The 15,349-nt window shown below is 40.5% G+C and carries 19 protein-coding genes; 16 read left to right on the forward strand and 3 right to left on the reverse strand.

Going from position 1 to position 15,349, the window contains the following annotated elements:
* Window positions 1-127: 127 nt before the first annotated feature.
* Together upp and VUI23_RS20125 are read right to left on the reverse strand one after the other, a co-directional pair.
* Window positions 128-757 carry a uracil phosphoribosyltransferase gene (gene upp, locus VUI23_RS20120; protein WP_342805729.1) on the reverse strand — a complete coding sequence of 210 codons (630 nt, stop codon included), beginning with the start codon at window positions 755-757 and terminating at the stop codon, window positions 128-130.
* Between the two features lie 10 nt (window positions 758-767).
* A complete protein-coding gene (locus VUI23_RS20125) occupies window positions 768-1,352 on the reverse strand; it encodes an ACP phosphodiesterase (protein WP_216047858.1) in 585 nt (194 codons plus the stop codon).
* 211 nt (window positions 1,353-1,563) lie between these two features.
* Between VUI23_RS20125 and aroQ the strand changes: the two genes are divergently transcribed.
* The 16 genes from aroQ to VUI23_RS20205 all read left to right on the forward strand — a co-directional run bounded on the left by aroQ (window position 1,564) and on the right by VUI23_RS20205 (window position 14,797).
* Window positions 1,564-2,013 carry a type II 3-dehydroquinate dehydratase gene (gene aroQ / locus VUI23_RS20130; protein WP_216047857.1) on the forward strand — a complete coding sequence of 150 codons (450 nt, stop codon included), beginning with the start codon at window positions 1,564-1,566 and terminating at the stop codon, window positions 2,011-2,013.
* 11 nt (window positions 2,014-2,024) lie between these two features.
* A complete protein-coding gene (gene accB, locus VUI23_RS20135) occupies window positions 2,025-2,471 on the forward strand; it encodes an acetyl-CoA carboxylase biotin carboxyl carrier protein (RefSeq protein WP_303500323.1) in 447 nt (148 codons plus the stop codon).
* 14 nt (window positions 2,472-2,485) lie between these two features.
* Entirely contained in the window at window positions 2,486-3,829 is a 1,344-nt protein-coding gene (gene accC, locus VUI23_RS20140; protein ID WP_216047855.1) for an acetyl-CoA carboxylase biotin carboxylase subunit, read from the forward strand.
* A gap of 192 nt (window positions 3,830-4,021) precedes the next feature.
* Window positions 4,022-4,888, forward strand: a complete 867-nt coding sequence (locus tag VUI23_RS20145) for a MipA/OmpV family protein (protein WP_342805731.1) — start codon at window positions 4,022-4,024, stop codon at window positions 4,886-4,888.
* A 176-nt stretch (window positions 4,889-5,064) separates the two neighbouring features.
* Window positions 5,065-5,715, forward strand: a complete 651-nt coding sequence (locus VUI23_RS20150; protein ID WP_216047854.1) for an OmpW family outer membrane protein — start codon at window positions 5,065-5,067, stop codon at window positions 5,713-5,715.
* Between the two features lie 203 nt (window positions 5,716-5,918).
* A complete protein-coding gene (locus tag VUI23_RS20155) occupies window positions 5,919-6,590 on the forward strand; it encodes a response regulator (protein WP_216047853.1) in 672 nt (223 codons plus the stop codon).
* On the forward strand, window positions 6,591-7,889 hold the full coding sequence (locus VUI23_RS20160; RefSeq protein WP_342805733.1) for an ATP-binding protein: 1,299 nt from the start codon (window positions 6,591-6,593) through the stop codon (window positions 7,887-7,889). It abuts the gene before it with no gap.
* Window positions 7,890-7,933: 44 nt separating this feature from the next.
* A complete protein-coding gene (locus VUI23_RS20165) occupies window positions 7,934-8,263 on the forward strand; it encodes a cupredoxin domain-containing protein (protein WP_252729018.1) in 330 nt (109 codons plus the stop codon).
* The gene (locus tag VUI23_RS20170) at window positions 8,253-9,011 is read left to right on the forward strand and encodes a hypothetical protein (RefSeq protein ID WP_216047850.1); all 759 of its coding nucleotides are present in this window, start codon (window positions 8,253-8,255) and stop codon (window positions 9,009-9,011) included. Before VUI23_RS20165 ends, VUI23_RS20170 begins: the two co-directional genes overlap by 11 nt.
* The gene (locus VUI23_RS20175; RefSeq protein ID WP_216047849.1) at window positions 9,008-9,721 is read left to right on the forward strand and encodes a hypothetical protein; all 714 of its coding nucleotides are present in this window, start codon (window positions 9,008-9,010) and stop codon (window positions 9,719-9,721) included. Before VUI23_RS20170 ends, VUI23_RS20175 begins: the two co-directional genes overlap by 4 nt.
* A gap of 118 nt (window positions 9,722-9,839) precedes the next feature.
* Entirely contained in the window at window positions 9,840-10,295 is a 456-nt protein-coding gene (locus VUI23_RS20180; protein WP_303500319.1) for a TlpA disulfide reductase family protein, read from the forward strand.
* Between the two features lie 13 nt (window positions 10,296-10,308).
* Complete coding sequence (locus VUI23_RS20185) at window positions 10,309-10,533, forward strand: DUF4266 domain-containing protein (protein ID WP_342805735.1); 225 nt, start codon at window positions 10,309-10,311, stop codon at window positions 10,531-10,533.
* Window positions 10,524-11,816 carry a DUF3570 domain-containing protein gene (locus tag VUI23_RS20190; protein ID WP_303500318.1) on the forward strand — a complete coding sequence of 431 codons (1,293 nt, stop codon included), beginning with the start codon at window positions 10,524-10,526 and terminating at the stop codon, window positions 11,814-11,816. Before VUI23_RS20185 ends, VUI23_RS20190 begins: the two co-directional genes overlap by 10 nt.
* A gap of 90 nt (window positions 11,817-11,906) precedes the next feature.
* A complete protein-coding gene (locus VUI23_RS20195; protein ID WP_342808325.1) occupies window positions 11,907-12,740 on the forward strand; it encodes an FAD:protein FMN transferase in 834 nt (277 codons plus the stop codon).
* 166 nt (window positions 12,741-12,906) lie between these two features.
* Window positions 12,907-13,728: an aminoglycoside 6-adenylyltransferase gene (locus VUI23_RS20200; RefSeq protein ID WP_342805737.1), complete on the forward strand. Its 822-nt coding sequence runs from the start codon at window positions 12,907-12,909 to the stop codon at window positions 13,726-13,728.
* Between the two features lie 166 nt (window positions 13,729-13,894).
* Window positions 13,895-14,797 carry a DUF6492 family protein gene (locus tag VUI23_RS20205; RefSeq protein WP_303500316.1) on the forward strand — a complete coding sequence of 301 codons (903 nt, stop codon included), beginning with the start codon at window positions 13,895-13,897 and terminating at the stop codon, window positions 14,795-14,797.
* 104 nt (window positions 14,798-14,901) lie between these two features.
* On the opposite strand, the gene VUI23_RS20210 is transcribed toward VUI23_RS20205, so the two are convergent.
* Complete coding sequence (locus tag VUI23_RS20210) at window positions 14,902-15,111, reverse strand: cold-shock protein (RefSeq protein WP_008846166.1); 210 nt, start codon at window positions 15,109-15,111, stop codon at window positions 14,902-14,904.
* Window positions 15,112-15,349 lie beyond the last annotated feature (238 nt).

Genomic DNA, 15,349 nt, shown 5'->3' on the forward strand with positions numbered 1-15,349 from the left:
ATAGAAAAAACCGGCTATCAAAGGCCAAACTAAACTAAAGTTCTATATGCGATTAATACTCAACATCAGTTAATAATCAACGATTCTAATTAAACCATCAATATTGTTTTAAAAATCAGTTATACAATCAACGAGTGCCAAATATCTTATCACCGGCGTCTCCTAATCCTGGCAATATGTAACCTCGGTGATCTAATTTTTTATCTATCGCTGCCACATATATGTCAACATCAGGATGTTTTTTAACCACCTCTTTGATTCCTTCAGGCGCGGCCACCAAAAAAAGCCCGAGTATCTTTTTACACTTTTTCTTTTTTAACAGATCTATGGTGGCGATTAATGTTCCACCCGTGGCTAACATGGGATCAACAATTAACGCGGTACGCAAATCGACATCTTTCACCACTTTATCAAAATAGGCTACCGGCTCTAGTGTTTCTTCATCACGATATAACCCAACAACACTTATTTTAGCATTCGGAATCAACTGCAACACACCATCCAACATTCCTAACCCAGCCCGCAGGATTGGTACCACAGTAATTTTCTTACCTTTAATTTTGGACACTTCGATTGGTTCTCCTGTCCAACCAGGAATATTGACTTTTTCGGTTTTCAAATCCCGTGTCGCTTCATAAGTTAAAAGGTTGCCAACTTCACTGGCTAGCTCGCGAAAATCTTTGCTACTAATCCCTTTAGCTCGCATCAAACCAATTTTGTGCAAAATCAACGGGTGTTTAATTTCATGTACTGCCATAAGTGATCCTTTAATCTAATTGAACTGTTTGCACATAATGTATGAGTTCGGGATAGAACTCCAAAAAATCTTGTTCTATCTCATCATGATACAAATTCATAAATTGATAACCGTCTTGTGCGAATTTAATGCGCATATTTAGACGTTTTTCAATCTGTTGATAAGCGCCAAAACAATTTTCCCGGTCATCATAATTTTGTAACCATCGATGTTTTAATAAACCTGCACGAACAGACGCAAAGTGTTGACTGTGCTTAAGCGGTTCTGCTTTCAATTGCTGATAAAATTCAGTCAGCACCTGTTGTTTCGGTTGAGCGGTAAAATTTTGCCAATGTACAGATAATAAATGATCGAAATAAATATCAATAATAACACCAGAAATACGCCGTAAATCGGCTGGAAACTTTTTTCTCATCGCACTAACAACTGGGTGATGATCTGTGTAAGAGTCGATTTTTCTATGTAAACGCACTCCATGCTGCACTGCACCAGGAAGATGTTGTAAATTACTTCCTTTTACAAAGTCCCCTAAAAAATTACCCATTAAGCTCGTTTGGGATACATGAGCTAGATGAATATGGGCTAAATAATTCAATAAATATTACCTTTTGCGCTAAAACCTAAAAAAGATGCAGGAAACTTCGCTGATAAGACCAGTATTTTGCTGCTAATTAACCACTATTCTCTATAATTACTACAAACAACTTTTAATTGATTGTTTTTCAGGCGATTCTTATTTGACTTTAACTAGATTTACGTTAAGAGTATCGCAACAATGAAATTTAAAAGAAGATAGCGACAAATTCGTGAAATTTTTATTATTAAACGGTCCAAACCTTAATATGCTGGGAAAGCGTGAACCCACGATATACGGGTCGAAGACTCTACAAGATATTGTAGATGAATTGAAAATTCTAGCAAATCAGGAAGGTGTTGAATTGCAGCATCTGCAGTCCAATGCGGAACATGAACTGATAGATAGAATTCATGATGCTATGGGGGAAGTAGATTTTATTATTATTAACCCCGGTGCATTTACCCATACTAGCGTGGCTATTAGAGACGCTTTATTAAGTGTTAGCATTCCGTTTATTGAAGTGCACCTTTCAAATGTGCACGCACGAGAAGAATTTAGAAAACATTCCTATTTATCCGATATTGCCAAAGGGGTAATTTGTGGATTAGGAGATTACGGTTATAAAGCAGCTTTAATTGCTGCCAAACAACATTGCCAAATTAATTTAATGAGTAACTAAAGAGAGCTTAAATGGATATTCGTAAAATAAAGAAATTGATAGAACTAGTTGAAGAGTCTGGTATTTCGGAACTTGAAATTACCGAAGGTGAAGAGTCAGTACGCATTCATAGGGCTAGCGCTTCTTCACAAGCTCCCGTGCAATACGCACCAGCTCCAGCACCAGTAGCCGCGGCTGCCCCAGCCCCAGTTGCCGCAGCACCAGCCGCAACTCCAGAAGTGTCTGGTCATGTGCTTAAATCTCCTATGGTTGGAACTTTCTATCGTTCAGCTTCACCAAGTTCACCTGCTTTTGTAGAAGTGGGTCAAAAAGTGAATGTTGGAGATACTTTGTGTATCGTTGAAGCAATGAAAATGATGAACCAAATCGAGGCAGATAAAGCAGGTGTCATAAAACAAATTTTGGTAGAAAACCAAGAACCTGTTGAATTTGATCAACCCATGTTCGTAATCGAATAAGCGAGCCAATTATCATGCTTGATAAAGTCTTAATTGCGAACCGGGGTGAAATAGCACTTCGAATTTTGCGTGCATGTAAAGAGATGGGAATTAAAACCGTCGCTGTACATTCCACCGCAGATAAGGATCTGAAACACGTTTTGCTTGCAGATGAATCAATCTGTATTGGCAAAGCTTCAGCCACAGAAAGCTATTTAAATATCCCCCGAATCATTGCCGCTGCTGAAGTATCTAATTCAGTTGCTATCCATCCAGGATACGGTTTTTTAGCTGAAAATGCAGAATTTGCAGAAGCAGTTGAAAAAAGTGGTTTTATTTTTATTGGTCCTAAACCTGAAACTATCACATTGATGGGCGACAAAGTGTCGGCAATCAAATCTATGAAAGCAGCGGGTGTTCCATGTGTGCCAGGTTCTGATGGTCCTCTTAATGACGATCCAGAGCGCAACAAAGCCATTGCTAAACGAATTGGTTACCCAATTATCGTTAAAGCAGCTGGCGGTGGTGGCGGACGAGGCATGCGCGTTGTGCGTGAAGAGTCAGAACTAATCAATGCGATTTCCATGACTCAAAGCGAAGCCGGTGCTGCCTTTGGTAATGCTACTGTGTACATGGAAAAATTCTTAGAAAACCCACGTCACGTTGAAATTCAAGTGCTGTCTGATGGTCAAGGTAATGCAGTTCATTTAGGTGAACGTGATTGCTCAATGCAACGACGTCATCAAAAAGTAGTGGAAGAAGCACCTGCACCGGGCATTAATTCAGAAACCCGTGAGCGAATTGGTGAGCGTTGCCGTAGAGCCTGTATCGAAATTGGCTATCGTGGCGCGGGAACCTTTGAGTTTCTTTATGAAAACGGCGACTTCTATTTCATCGAAATGAATACACGTATTCAGGTTGAACATCCTGTCACAGAAATGATCACTGGTGTGGATTTGATTAAAGAGCAACTTCGTATTGCTGCTGGTCAACCTTTATCCATTGAACAAAAAGATGTTCAGATTCGCGGTCATGCCATTGAATGTCGAATCAATGCAGAAGATCCAGCGACCTTTATGCCTAGCCCTGGAAAAATTAATATGTTCCATTCGCCAGGTGGTTTCGGTATTCGTTGGGAATCTCATATATATGCCGGGTACAGTGTACCTCCTCACTATGACTCTATGATCGGTAAGTTAATCGCTTATGGAGAAAATCGTGACGTGGCAATTGCGAGAATGCGACATGCCCTTGATGAATTAGTTGTAGAAGGAATTAAAACCAACATTTCCCTACAGCAAAGCATTATGGCAGATGAAAACTTCTTTAACGGTGGTACAAACATCCACTATTTAGAGAAAAAGCTTAAACTCGCATAATCTATGACGTAAAGGGCCTATCTAGTCTAAATTAGGTAGGCCCTGATTATTCCTCTCCCTGCTATTCAATAATTTTTCGTGTCCGTATTGCTATCTCTGTACTGCTTCAACGACTTTTAAAATATTAAACTTGAGCTCATTCCATTTACTGTAGTAAGTTTTCGATACTATATGTATTCGAACGGTATTTTTGTGAATCTAACACCAAGCCTCTTATTGCCTTTTCTGGCGCTTATTTGCCTTCCTTGCCTAGCTCAAATCGATACCACTATGGACGATGAACACACCAAAAAACCACTTTGGGAGGCAGGTATCGTCGGTGCTGGATTTAGCACCCCAGAATATCCAGGCGCAGCTAAGAATCACAACAATGGGTTTGTAGTCCCTTTTTTTATTTATCGCGGCGATATTTTCAGAATAGGCGAAAATAGCGTTATACGTGCGGTTGCGGTGGAAAAGGATTGGATAGAAATAGATTTGTCTATTGATGCTGCTTTTAGCGCAGACTCCAGTGACGACTCAGTGCGCGCCGGTATGCCCGATCTGGATTTTGTCTTCGAGGTAGGCCCACAAATTCGTCTTAAGCTTTTCGAAAGCGGTAAAAAAGCCACTGGTCTTCAGCAAATCCAATTAAAAGTACAAAGTCGCGCGGTATTCTCAACTGATTTTTCATCATTATCCCACCGAGGATATGTGTTGAACCCAGAATTGACCTACCAATACATTGGCGCATTGCAATCCGAAGATCGCTTTAGAATTAGTGTATCTCCTAGTTGGGGCACAGAAAAACTGCACGACTATTTTTACCAAGTTGATAGCCAATTCGCCACCCAACAGCGGCCTGCATACGATGCAAAACAAGGCTATTTGGGTCTGGAACTCTCTACCGGCTACATGTTCAATGTGACCCCTACTGTTCGCATGTTTATGAGTGCGACCTATCATTTCCATAATGCAGCCGCCAACCTCGAAAGCCCCTTATTAGTGGATAAAAATAATTATGCTTTTGGAGCAGGTGTAATTTGGCAGATTAAAAAAAGCAGCGAATATCAAAACTAAAAGGCGCAAAATACATTCCCATTGTGCAATTCAGCTATTCTTGAGGCATGTATTATAAAACTTTGATTTACATCAATGTTTCGAGCGTTTTTGGTTGAGCCAGATCAATATCAGAAAAATTCAATGCCGTAAGCTTTCCCCATCAAACTTAAACACATATTTCGATGGAGAAACACATGAAAAAACTAGCAGTCTATCTTGCTGTAGCTATCGCTCTTGGCGCTACTAATGCACAAGCCTACACAACCGGTGATATGATTTTACGTGCCGGTGTAACCACTGTTGCACCAGATGAATCAAGCAGTAATGTTTTTATCGGTAGCACGGATGTTGGTGTTGGCGTGAATGTAGATAACAACACTCAGTTAGGATTAAATTTTGCGTATTTCTTGTCACCCAATTGGGCGATTGAAGTACTAGCAGCAACGCCTTTTGAACATGATATTGGTTTAGACACAGTGGGCGCATTAGGCTCAACAAAACACTTACCGCCAACTATCTCAGCTAATTACCACTTCTTAGATGCCGATAGTGCATTTCAGCCTTATGTTGGTTTAGGTGTTAACTACACTATTTTCTTCAGTGAAGATTTCACCGCAGCCAATCAAGAAGCGGGCTTTAGTGACTTAGAGTTAGATGACTCTGTTGGTTTGTCTGCACAAATCGGCTTTGATTACATGTTGGACGACAATTGGTTTGTTAACGCTTCAGCGCGCTATATAGATATCAGCACTGAAGCAACATTTACTAATAATGGGACTGCTGGAACAGTGGATGTGGATATTGACCCATTTGTTTATTCACTGACTGTTGGTTATAAATTTTAAACCAACCCCAAACGACGATCAAAACGGGCACTGAAGTGCCCGTTTTTTTTGGCTAAAAATTCTGTCGTCTATTTATCTGCGTTAATACTATTTTAAGGTAAACTTTCTATAATGATAGGGAAGATCAATATGCAATTTGTAACTGACTTAACCTATTGTCAATTTCCCAACCGATTGCTGTAAATGAAAAAGAATCAATTATTATGCGTATTTTATTAGTAGAAGACGACCACGCGTTATCGGAAGCCTTAAGCAAATCATTGCGAACCCAAGGCTATGCCGTTAATTGTGTGTTCAACGGCAAAGACGCGATAGCCGCGCTAAACTCAGACGATTGCAATTTAATGATTCTTGACCTTGGATTGCCGGATATGGATGGGTTAACCTTACTTGATAAAATCCGCAAACAAAAAAACCCGATTCCAACACTGATATTAACCGCCCGTGACTCTACCTCGGATAAAATCCAAGGCTTAGATAAGGGCGCAGATGACTATCTGCCAAAACCGTTTGAAATGTCAGAATTATTGGCCCGTTTACGTGTGATGGAAAGGCGGTTAGGCACCTCTCAACAGTCCTTAGTAACCTGCGGACCAGTCAGCCTAGATATTACTCATCACTTATTGATAATTGATAATCAGCCAATAGAAACCTCCCGTCGTGAATTTACCCTGCTTAAATCCTTAATGGAAAATCTTGGGCGTATTCAATCCAAACAACAACTGGAATCTAAGCTATATGAATGGGGCGATGAAGTGGCAAGTAATACAATCGAAGTTCACATTCACAATCTGCGCAAAAAATTACCTGAAGATTTTATTAAGACCGTTCGTGGTGTAGGCTACAGTATAAATCAGCGAGCCTACCCTGCTTAAATGGATTCAATTCGTAAATATCTGACTTTACTTCTTATCAGTGCCATCGCGCTGATTAGTTTCATTGCCGCACTGCAAGGGTATCGTTCAGGAATGCAAATGTCGTCGGTTTTATTCGACGCTGAATTGAAAACACTCGCTCAGAGTATTACTAACCTACCTAATCAAATTAACGATACGATTCCCGCGTCAAATGAAGATCTAGCGATTCAAAGTTGGTCAGCTAGCAACTTAGTTTTGCGCACAAGTAATGTGCCATTAACCCCAATAGCGCCGTTTGAAATCGGTTATTCCGACCAGAACTTCAATGCCCAACGATGGCGGGTTTACGCTAGCTTCAATCAACAAACCTTTACTTGGGTTTTTGTTGCTCAGCCTTTAAAAACTCGGTTTGAGCTTACCGAAGAAATGATGATTTCAGCGATGACACCATTTTTTGTTGCTATCCCAGTTTTAGCGTTAGCGATTTTCTTGCTCGTTACCTATGGTTTAGCACCGCTGCGGGAACTAACCAGTCAGTTGTCTACTCGACGAGAAAACGACTTTTCGGCTATTGAGCTGTCTCGAACGCCAGAAGAGTTATTGCCAACGGTGAACACACTTAATAGTTTGTTAACCAGGTTGAATTCCGCATTTGAGCGGGAAAAGCAATTTGCCAGTCATGCCGCACACGAGTTAAGAACGCCACTGAGCGTACTGAAAATAAATTTGCACAATTTACAGCAGAGTCAATGCTCAGACTACGAAGATATTAAACATTTACAACAAGATACTGATCGAATGATTCATGTTGTAAATCAAATTTTGCTATTAAGTCGTACCAATCCTGAAATAATTTCAGCCAACTTTGACACTTTTGATCCTTATAAAATAGCGCAGAAAGTCATTTCCGATATTTATGTAAATATCGATAAAAAAAACCAAAATATTGAACTCAATGGTGAGTCTTGTGAATTTCGGGGAAATGAATTTGCGCTTTACACCTTGCTGCAAAACCTGATTAGTAATGCCAATAAATACACACCAGAGAATAGTGATATACGGATAAACTTAAGTCTGGATGATAAATGTTTACACATTAACGTTGACGATTCAGGGGCCGGTATTCCCGAACATGAGCAAGCTAAATCTACCTTACGTTTTTATCGTGGTCAGAATCATCAAAAAAGTAAAATCGAAGGAAGTGGATTAGGCTTATCCATAGTCGAACAAATAGTCGCTATGCACAATGGCAAGCTTACACTAGGTAAATCCGACTTAGGTGGTTTGAGTGTGCTTGTTGAGCTTTATTCTGCATGAAAAACTTGCTCACCAGAAGGATTCAAAACGTCTTGCAGAAATTGATGATAGGGTTTGTTGCGCTATCATTTAACGCCTTTGCCATCGACGAAATTACTATCACGATTCGAAATCATCTATTTTACCCGCCAGAAATTGATATTCCGCAGCACAAAAAAGTAAAAATCACCTTTATCAATCAGGATGATACTCCTGAAGAAATTGATAGTTTCGACCTCAACAGAGAAAAAGTAGTGTTTGCAAATAGTCGCTCAAGTATTTACGTCGGTCCTTTAGATGCCGGTAGGTATCGTTACTTTGGAGAATATCACCCCAATACAGCAATTGGCTTTGTTAACGTCGTGTCCACTGAGGAGAATCAAGATGTTAAGTAATACAGTGGTGCTTTTCTTAAAAGATGCGTTGCCGATCTTTTGGGCGATAGCCATTTTAATCGTCTTGATACCGAACTGGCGGCACTGGCTGCCTCTTGGTATTGCTTGCGGCATTATTGTTTGCTTGAGCGTATTCAAAAATATCGGTTACATCTCTGAATTAGCAGATGGCTTGGGATTTGAATTTTTAAAAATCATTTTGCTTATTCTGTGTTACATCTTTGCGCTGTGCTTTTTTGTTAATCGTCCCCTTAGACTCAGTTTGACCGCCCGTGTTTTAGCCACATCTTTTGTTACTTGTATCATCATTCTAAATGCCAGCAACCTATTGCTGTTTTATGTCAGTTTCTGGCAAGTCAACGAACAGAGTAATTCGTTATTTTTAGGGTTAATTTTAGGTATTGGAATCTGTACAAGCATTGCCACTTTACTTGTACTGCTATTAAAACCATTACAAAAAGTCAAAGTGGCCCGCTATCTGTTTTTAATATTTGCTGTCGGTCAGTTCTCTCACATCGCCAATTTATTGCAACAGACAGACTTGGTCACCTCACAAAAAATTTGGAGCACTGAGCAATTCATTTCAGATGAAAATGAGATCGGCCAATTTCTTACCACATTGATAGGTTACGAGTCATCGCCAACAGGATTATATATTTTGATTTATTTAGCAGCTTTGATAGTGCCGATTTTGATGGGCTGTTTCCTGAACACAACAAGAAGCGTATTTATGGAGCAAAAAATATGAAGCTTTTCAGCTTTTTATGTGTACTCATAAACTTGATATTTTGCCCGCTGGTCTTCGCCGATGAAGGCTCTGTCGACAAGGTATACCACCCCTATGTTCTACCAAATGAGCGAGAAGTAGAATGGCGATTTGCCTCGCGCCAGAATGATGACGGTAACTTGCTAACCCAACGTTTTGCCTTTGGAACGGCAGTTTCAGAATACATGACTCTAGAATTCTATTTAGTCGCAGCCAGAGACGAAAACGACGACTTTGGCTTAGCATCTTATGAAGTAGAAGCTCGCTGGATGCTGACAGAACAAGGACAGTATTGGGCTGACTGGGGCGCGCTGTTTGAAATTGAAAAAGCCCATGACAGAGACCTATGGGAAGCAACGTCTGGTATTTTGATCGAAAAAGAATTTGGTTCTACTAGTTTAACCACTAACTTTTTACTCAGTTATGTATGGGGTAACGATAGAGGTATCGATACCGAAAGCGAAGTCATTCCCCAATTCAGGCTTAAATACAGATATCGTTGGCACCCATGGCTTCAACCCTCAGTAGAAATCTATACAGGAGAAAACTTTGTCGGTATCGGCCCTGCATTTATGGGTATCCAACGCTACCAAGGGCAAAAACAATTAAAATGGGAATTAGGTTTTATCTCCGGTTTCAATGGCGATAGCAAAGACCATACTTTACGCTTTGTGCTCGAGTACGAATTTTAAAGTTCGGACGCAACCCCCTATTCCCCATCCAAAAACTTAATCTGTATTCTCAAAGCTTAAGGTTCGCTTAAGGTTGATAACTTACTCTATCTCCATTGTGGTTTAGATTAAGTAATTTATGCGTCTTTTGCTGTTAACCCTGTTTCTATTAATACACTTCCAATCGAGTGCTTTACCGGCACCCGACTTTCAATTGCAAGATATCAAGTTAAGTGACTACAAGGGCAAAGTAGTCTATTTGGATTTCTGGGCATCATGGTGCAAACCTTGCCGAAAATCCTTTCCTTGGATGAATGAAATGACCCGCAAATACGAGTCTGAAGGCTTGGTCGTGTTAGCAGTAAATTTAGATAAAGACGGCAAGCTTGCGCAAAAATTCTTAACTAAATATCCGGCTCAATTCAAAATTGCCTTCGACCCCCAAGGCAGTTTAGCCAGCCAATATCAAATTCCAGGTATGCCGACTAGTTACTTAATTAACAGGCAAGGTGAACTTGTGGTCGCTCACAAGGGATTTCATGTAGATAAATCCGCATCTTATGAACAAGAAATTGTCACGCTACTTAACCAATAGGAGAGCGTAAAAAATGAAACGAAAATATACGATTTTTATTGCCATGATCGCAGTGTTGCAACTAGCTGGTTGTGCAAATATAGGTGTCCAACCTTGGGAGCGCGATCTATTAGCTAAAGATGAAATGGCACTGGATTCCGAAGGTGTAGATATTGGTCTAGATGATCATATTTATTTTAGTAAGGAAGCGACCAGTGGTGGACGTTCATTTGCAGGCGGAGGTTGTGGATGCAACTAAAACAAAGCAAAAACGTCAGTGCCCTGCTTGCTGCGGCGTCTTGCGCTTTATTAGGCACAAGCGTCCAAGCTGAAGACAATGCCGAGGAATGGAAGTTCGATACTGCCATTTTGTACTACGGTGAAACGGACAGAGTGCAACTTGTAGAAGGTGTATTCAACGCCAATAAAGACTTCGGCAATGAACACTATTTTAATGGTAAGTTGGTAATCGATACACTAACCGGAGCTTCGGCATCAGGGGCGGTGGCGCAATCTGGCGTACAAACATTTACCCGTCCTTCTGGTAACGATTCTTATACTGTAGAAGGGGGTGAAACACCTCTAGATGATACATTTAGAGATACTCGGGTACAGGCAAGTGGACAATGGACACAACCTTTAGGTGAAAACTATCGGGTTAGTGGCGGGTTACAAGTTTCCAAAGAATATGATTATTTATCCATTGTTGGAAACGGTTCGCTGGATATGGATCTAAATCAAAGAAACACGACACTGTCAGCAGGAATGTCCTATGCTTTTGACAGCATAGATCCGGTAGGTGGCCGTCCTGTGGATTTTGCCAGCATGGTCGTAGATAACGGACAATTCGATAGCGCCGAAGCCTATCAACAAGCATTTGATGCAACTCGAATACAAGGTAGTGAAGAAAAAGACACCATAGATTTGCTGTTTGGTGTCACTCAAGTGATTAATCGCCGTATGTTGATGCAGTTTAACTACAGCTTGTCGATGTCTGATGGTTATCACAATGACCCCTACAAAGTGCTCAGCATAGTTGACCAGCAAGGAGTAACCCAAGACATAGTGCATGAGTCTCGTCCGACAGAGCGAACCAAGCACAGTGTGTACTGGCAAACCAAATATGCCCTTGATCAAGGTGTGTTAGATTTTTCTTATCGTTTCGCAACTGACGATTGGGAAATAGACTCTCATACGATTGACACTCGTTTTCGATATAACCTATCGGAAACCAGCTATATCCAGCCGCATATTCGTTATTATCAACAAAATGAGGCGGAGTTTTACAACCCATTTTTGTCGCAAGCAACGCCTCTTCCTGAGCATGCCAGTGCAGATTATCGCTTAGGTAAGATGACAGCTATTACGCTGGGACTAAAGTACGGTATGCAATTAGAAAATGGTAACGAACTAGCGTTTCGTTTGGAGTATTATCAACAGACCCCAGAAAATGCTGGATTTGAGCAACCAGGTTCTTTAGCCGATGAAGATCTGTATCCCGCTTTAAAAGCAGTGATAGCACAGGTAAGCTACAGTTTTTAGCGGCTTGTTTGAGAACAAGATATGCGAAACACTGAAATGCCTTTCACTATAGAGCAACGAGGCGACCATATTTGTGGTCGCTTTTCTGCTATGGCCAGTCCTTGTGAGATATTGCTGGACAGTGAGGATACAAACCTCGCTAAAACACTCACTAAAATTGCTTACACAGAAAGCAAACGAATCGAAAATAAATATAGCCGTTATCAAAACAACAATGTGATGCATAGGCTAAATCAGAGTAACAATCAGGCCGTAAAAATTGATTCGGAAACAGCCAAACTGCTTGCCTTTGCCAATACCTGTTACCAAATTAGTGAGGGGTTATTTGATATCACTTCAGGAGTGCTAAGAAAGGCCTGGCAATTTGATGGTTCAGATAAAATTCCTGAGCATGCACAAGTAACTGAATTGTTACCTTATTTAGGTTGGCAACATGTTACTTATACCTCCGATTCAATCACCTTACCAGTAGGTTTTGAATTAGATTTTGGCGGTATAGGAAAAGAATATGCGGTTGATTGCGTTGCTAAAGCATGCCAGCAAGTAGCGTCAAATGTATCTGTTTTAGTTAACTTCGGCGGTGATATACAAGTTACCCAAGCGCGCAAATCACAGCCATATTGGCAGGTGGGTATCGAAGACCCAAGTAATGCTTCTGGGGGCATTGCCATGGTTAATATTGCCAGTGGTGGACTGGCAACAAGTGGCGATGCAAACCGCTACCTGCTTAAAAATGGAGTTCGATATAGTCACGTTCTAAATCCGAAAACCGGTTACCCGATCCAACAAGCACCGCGCTCTGTAACCGTCGCTGCTCAACATTGCATTCAAAGTGGTTTGCTAGCAACTTTGGCACTCTTGCAAGGCCAAAACGCAGAAACCTTTCTCCAGCAACAAAACTGCAAACATTGGTGTTTTTGGTAGCCCCTTTTTATCCTTCAATCTATTTACTCCTTTGAAAATTAATGCGATTCTGAAATGCTGCTTTGCGAAGTAGAAAGGAGAAGCCGAAGGGATTGTAAAATTAGGCTTGGATTCAACACGCTGTTTTCAAATCAGTGAATTCAAGCCAGCAAAGGAGCATGGTTTCATGTCAAATATTCCAACTACTTTACTTGAGCACCAACGAAGTTTTTTAACTAAACTGACCTCTCAAATATCGAAAGATGAACGATTTGTGGGTCTCGCCCTATCGGGATCTGCTGCAGAAAATAAAGTCGATAGATTCAGTGATCTGGATTTAGTCATTGCCGTTTTGCCATCCCACCTTGAGCAGGTAATGCAGCAACGTCAGGCAATAGCTGCAAACATGGGAAGGCTAGTCGCTTGTGCAACGGGAGAGCATGTAGGCGAACCTAGACTGTTAATTTGTCTGTTCGAGTGCGAAGAGCCATTGCATGTTGATTTGAAGTTTGTGTCTATAGAAGACACCCATCAGCGGGTAGATACGCCTGTCGTATTATGGGAGGTAGATAATTGTTTAAGCCAAATATATCAAGGCGGCGAAGGACATTATCCCATCCAACCGCCTCAATGGTTCGAAGATCGGTTTTGGATTTGGATGCACTATGGTGTAACAAAAGTAGCTCGCGGCGAACTATACGAAGCCCTAGACTTCGTGTCGTTTATACGACAAACCGTGATTGGACCTTTAGGTATGTTTAATCATGGATTTGAACCCAATGGTCTACGTAAAATTGAGTTCAAACTACCAAAGTTATCTCAGGAGTTAGCCAAAACAGTTGCACAAAATGATAGAAAGTCATTATTTATTGCCTTGGAAAGATTAGCCGAAATTTATGTTTCGCTAAGGCAAGTGCACATCGAGCAACTTGAATTAAAAGAAGCAGCTCAGCAATTGGCGATGGCCTACTTGCACAAAGAAGCATCAACCAAACAAGTTGAGCTATAAACTAGATAATCACATAAAGGCTATAAGGTAAATTTAAGGCAATTCAATGGATTGCCTTTTTATTCAAAACTCAAGTAAAGTAGCGCAGATGAATAGTCACTGCCACTGTTGAGCAATGTTTGTCGTTGTTTAATCAATACATCAGAGAATTTAATAGGATAATAGAATGACAATTGGTGCAATTTTACCATTGAGTGTTAGGGGAAGTTACGATGTGGATGACTTAGGTAGAACTGAAATCCTTTTCAAAACTCTAGACGCATTCTGTGAACCCGGTTTATTCTCAAAGTTTTTGATTGTTACCCCGCCAGACGAAGTACAAATAGTCACTGAAAAAGTAAGACGCTGGGCACAATTTAATCCCGTGGTGATGTCTGAAGAGGATCTCGTACCAGAATTGGGTAAACATCAACATATGCGCGGCTGGCGAAAACAACAAATTGTCAAAATAGCTGCACACACACAATTCACTGACGAATTTTACATTACCTTCGACGCTGACGTTATTTGTTTGAAACCCCTGTCTATAGAAAAGTTGATTGTTCAAGGCAAAGCACTACTGCAATACGAACCCCGCAGTTTTCACCCTAAATGGTGGAAGTCGTCTGCCCGCCTATTAAAAATGTCTCCAGAGGTAGGTGATACTTCAAAAGGTATGCACGTAACCCCGGCAATATTATCGACTAAGTTAGCCAAGCAACTGACCGAAGAATTAACCACACTTTGGAAAAAAGATTGGGTAAAGGCATTATGTTCATTGCACAACCCTAAACATCCTGGGAATTGGCGGATATCACGATTTTTGATGCTGAAATGGACAGAGTATTCGCTGTATTATCTGTGTTCGATGAAAAATAAAAACCTAGATAAGTTTCATATCACCGCAGGAAGTCAGACCCACCCACAGTTATTACTAATCCATGATTCTCATCCATATGAAGATTGGGATACGGCGAAAAGCTTTTCATCAGATTGCCCAGGGCTTTTCTGTGTAGTTGGCAGTAAATCTCGATTAGAACCAGAAGAAGTCTGGCAACGGATTAGTCCATTTGTGCCAGTTAAATCGTAATAACAGTCAAGAATGGCATAAAAAGGCAATAAAAAAGGCAATCATGTGATTGCCTTTTTTGAGTTTTCTATCAATTTGTTAGACTAGTCTAACGATAAATTGAATTAGATAACTTGAATGTTCTCAGCTTGAGGACCTTTTTGGCCTTGGCCGATAGTGAATTCAACTTTTTGACCTTCTTTAAGAGTCTTGAAGCCGTCACCAACGATTGAACGGAAATGAGCGAAAACATCAGGGCCGCCTTGCTGCTCGATGAAACCAAAACCTTTATCTTCGTTGAACCACTTAACAGTTCCTACTACTTTATCAGACATATTATATCTTCCTGTAAAAATTAAATTGGGTGCCAAAATTGGCAGGTTTAGCATAAAAAGAGACCGAACTTAAAAACAACAGGACGAAGAACAACGATATAACAACGAACATGTAGATATTTAACGAGGTTTTCTTAGCTAGGCGAAGCATACCCTACTTTGAGATTCTGTCAAATTAAATATGTAAATTAATCCAATAAAATCTGGCATTTAATTTGTTATTGTACAGTTTTAGTAC

It is taken from the genome of Alteromonas sp. M12, assembly GCF_037478005.1.
Lineage (GTDB): Bacteria > Pseudomonadota > Gammaproteobacteria > Enterobacterales > Alteromonadaceae > Aliiglaciecola > Aliiglaciecola lipolytica_A.

Coding starts and splice junctions, on each gene's coding strand:
- upp (WP_342805729.1), bottom strand. CDS start 757: ATGGCAGTACATGAAATTAAACACCCGTTGATTTTGCACAAAATTGGT.
- accB (WP_303500323.1), top strand. CDS start 2,025: ATGGATATTCGTAAAATAAAGAAATTGATAGAACTAGTTGAAGAGTCT.
- accC (WP_216047855.1), top strand. CDS start 2,486: ATGCTTGATAAAGTCTTAATTGCGAACCGGGGTGAAATAGCACTTCGA.
- VUI23_RS20150 (WP_216047854.1), top strand. CDS start 5,065: ATGAAAAAACTAGCAGTCTATCTTGCTGTAGCTATCGCTCTTGGCGCT.
- VUI23_RS20155 (WP_216047853.1), top strand. CDS start 5,919: ATGCGTATTTTATTAGTAGAAGACGACCACGCGTTATCGGAAGCCTTA.
- VUI23_RS20160 (WP_342805733.1), top strand. CDS start 6,591: ATGGATTCAATTCGTAAATATCTGACTTTACTTCTTATCAGTGCCATC.
- VUI23_RS20165 (WP_252729018.1), top strand. CDS start 7,934: ATGATAGGGTTTGTTGCGCTATCATTTAACGCCTTTGCCATCGACGAA.
- VUI23_RS20170 (WP_216047850.1), top strand. CDS start 8,253: ATGTTAAGTAATACAGTGGTGCTTTTCTTAAAAGATGCGTTGCCGATC.
- VUI23_RS20175 (WP_216047849.1), top strand. CDS start 9,008: ATGAAGCTTTTCAGCTTTTTATGTGTACTCATAAACTTGATATTTTGC.
- VUI23_RS20180 (WP_303500319.1), top strand. CDS start 9,840: ATGCGTCTTTTGCTGTTAACCCTGTTTCTATTAATACACTTCCAATCG.
- VUI23_RS20185 (WP_342805735.1), top strand. CDS start 10,309: ATGAAACGAAAATATACGATTTTTATTGCCATGATCGCAGTGTTGCAA.
- VUI23_RS20190 (WP_303500318.1), top strand. CDS start 10,524: ATGCAACTAAAACAAAGCAAAAACGTCAGTGCCCTGCTTGCTGCGGCG.
- VUI23_RS20195 (WP_342808325.1), top strand. CDS start 11,907: ATGGCCAGTCCTTGTGAGATATTGCTGGACAGTGAGGATACAAACCTC.
- VUI23_RS20200 (WP_342805737.1), top strand. CDS start 12,907: ATGTCAAATATTCCAACTACTTTACTTGAGCACCAACGAAGTTTTTTA.
- VUI23_RS20205 (WP_303500316.1), top strand. CDS start 13,895: ATGACAATTGGTGCAATTTTACCATTGAGTGTTAGGGGAAGTTACGAT.
- VUI23_RS20210 (WP_008846166.1), bottom strand. CDS start 15,111: ATGTCTGATAAAGTAGTAGGAACTGTTAAGTGGTTCAACGAAGATAAA.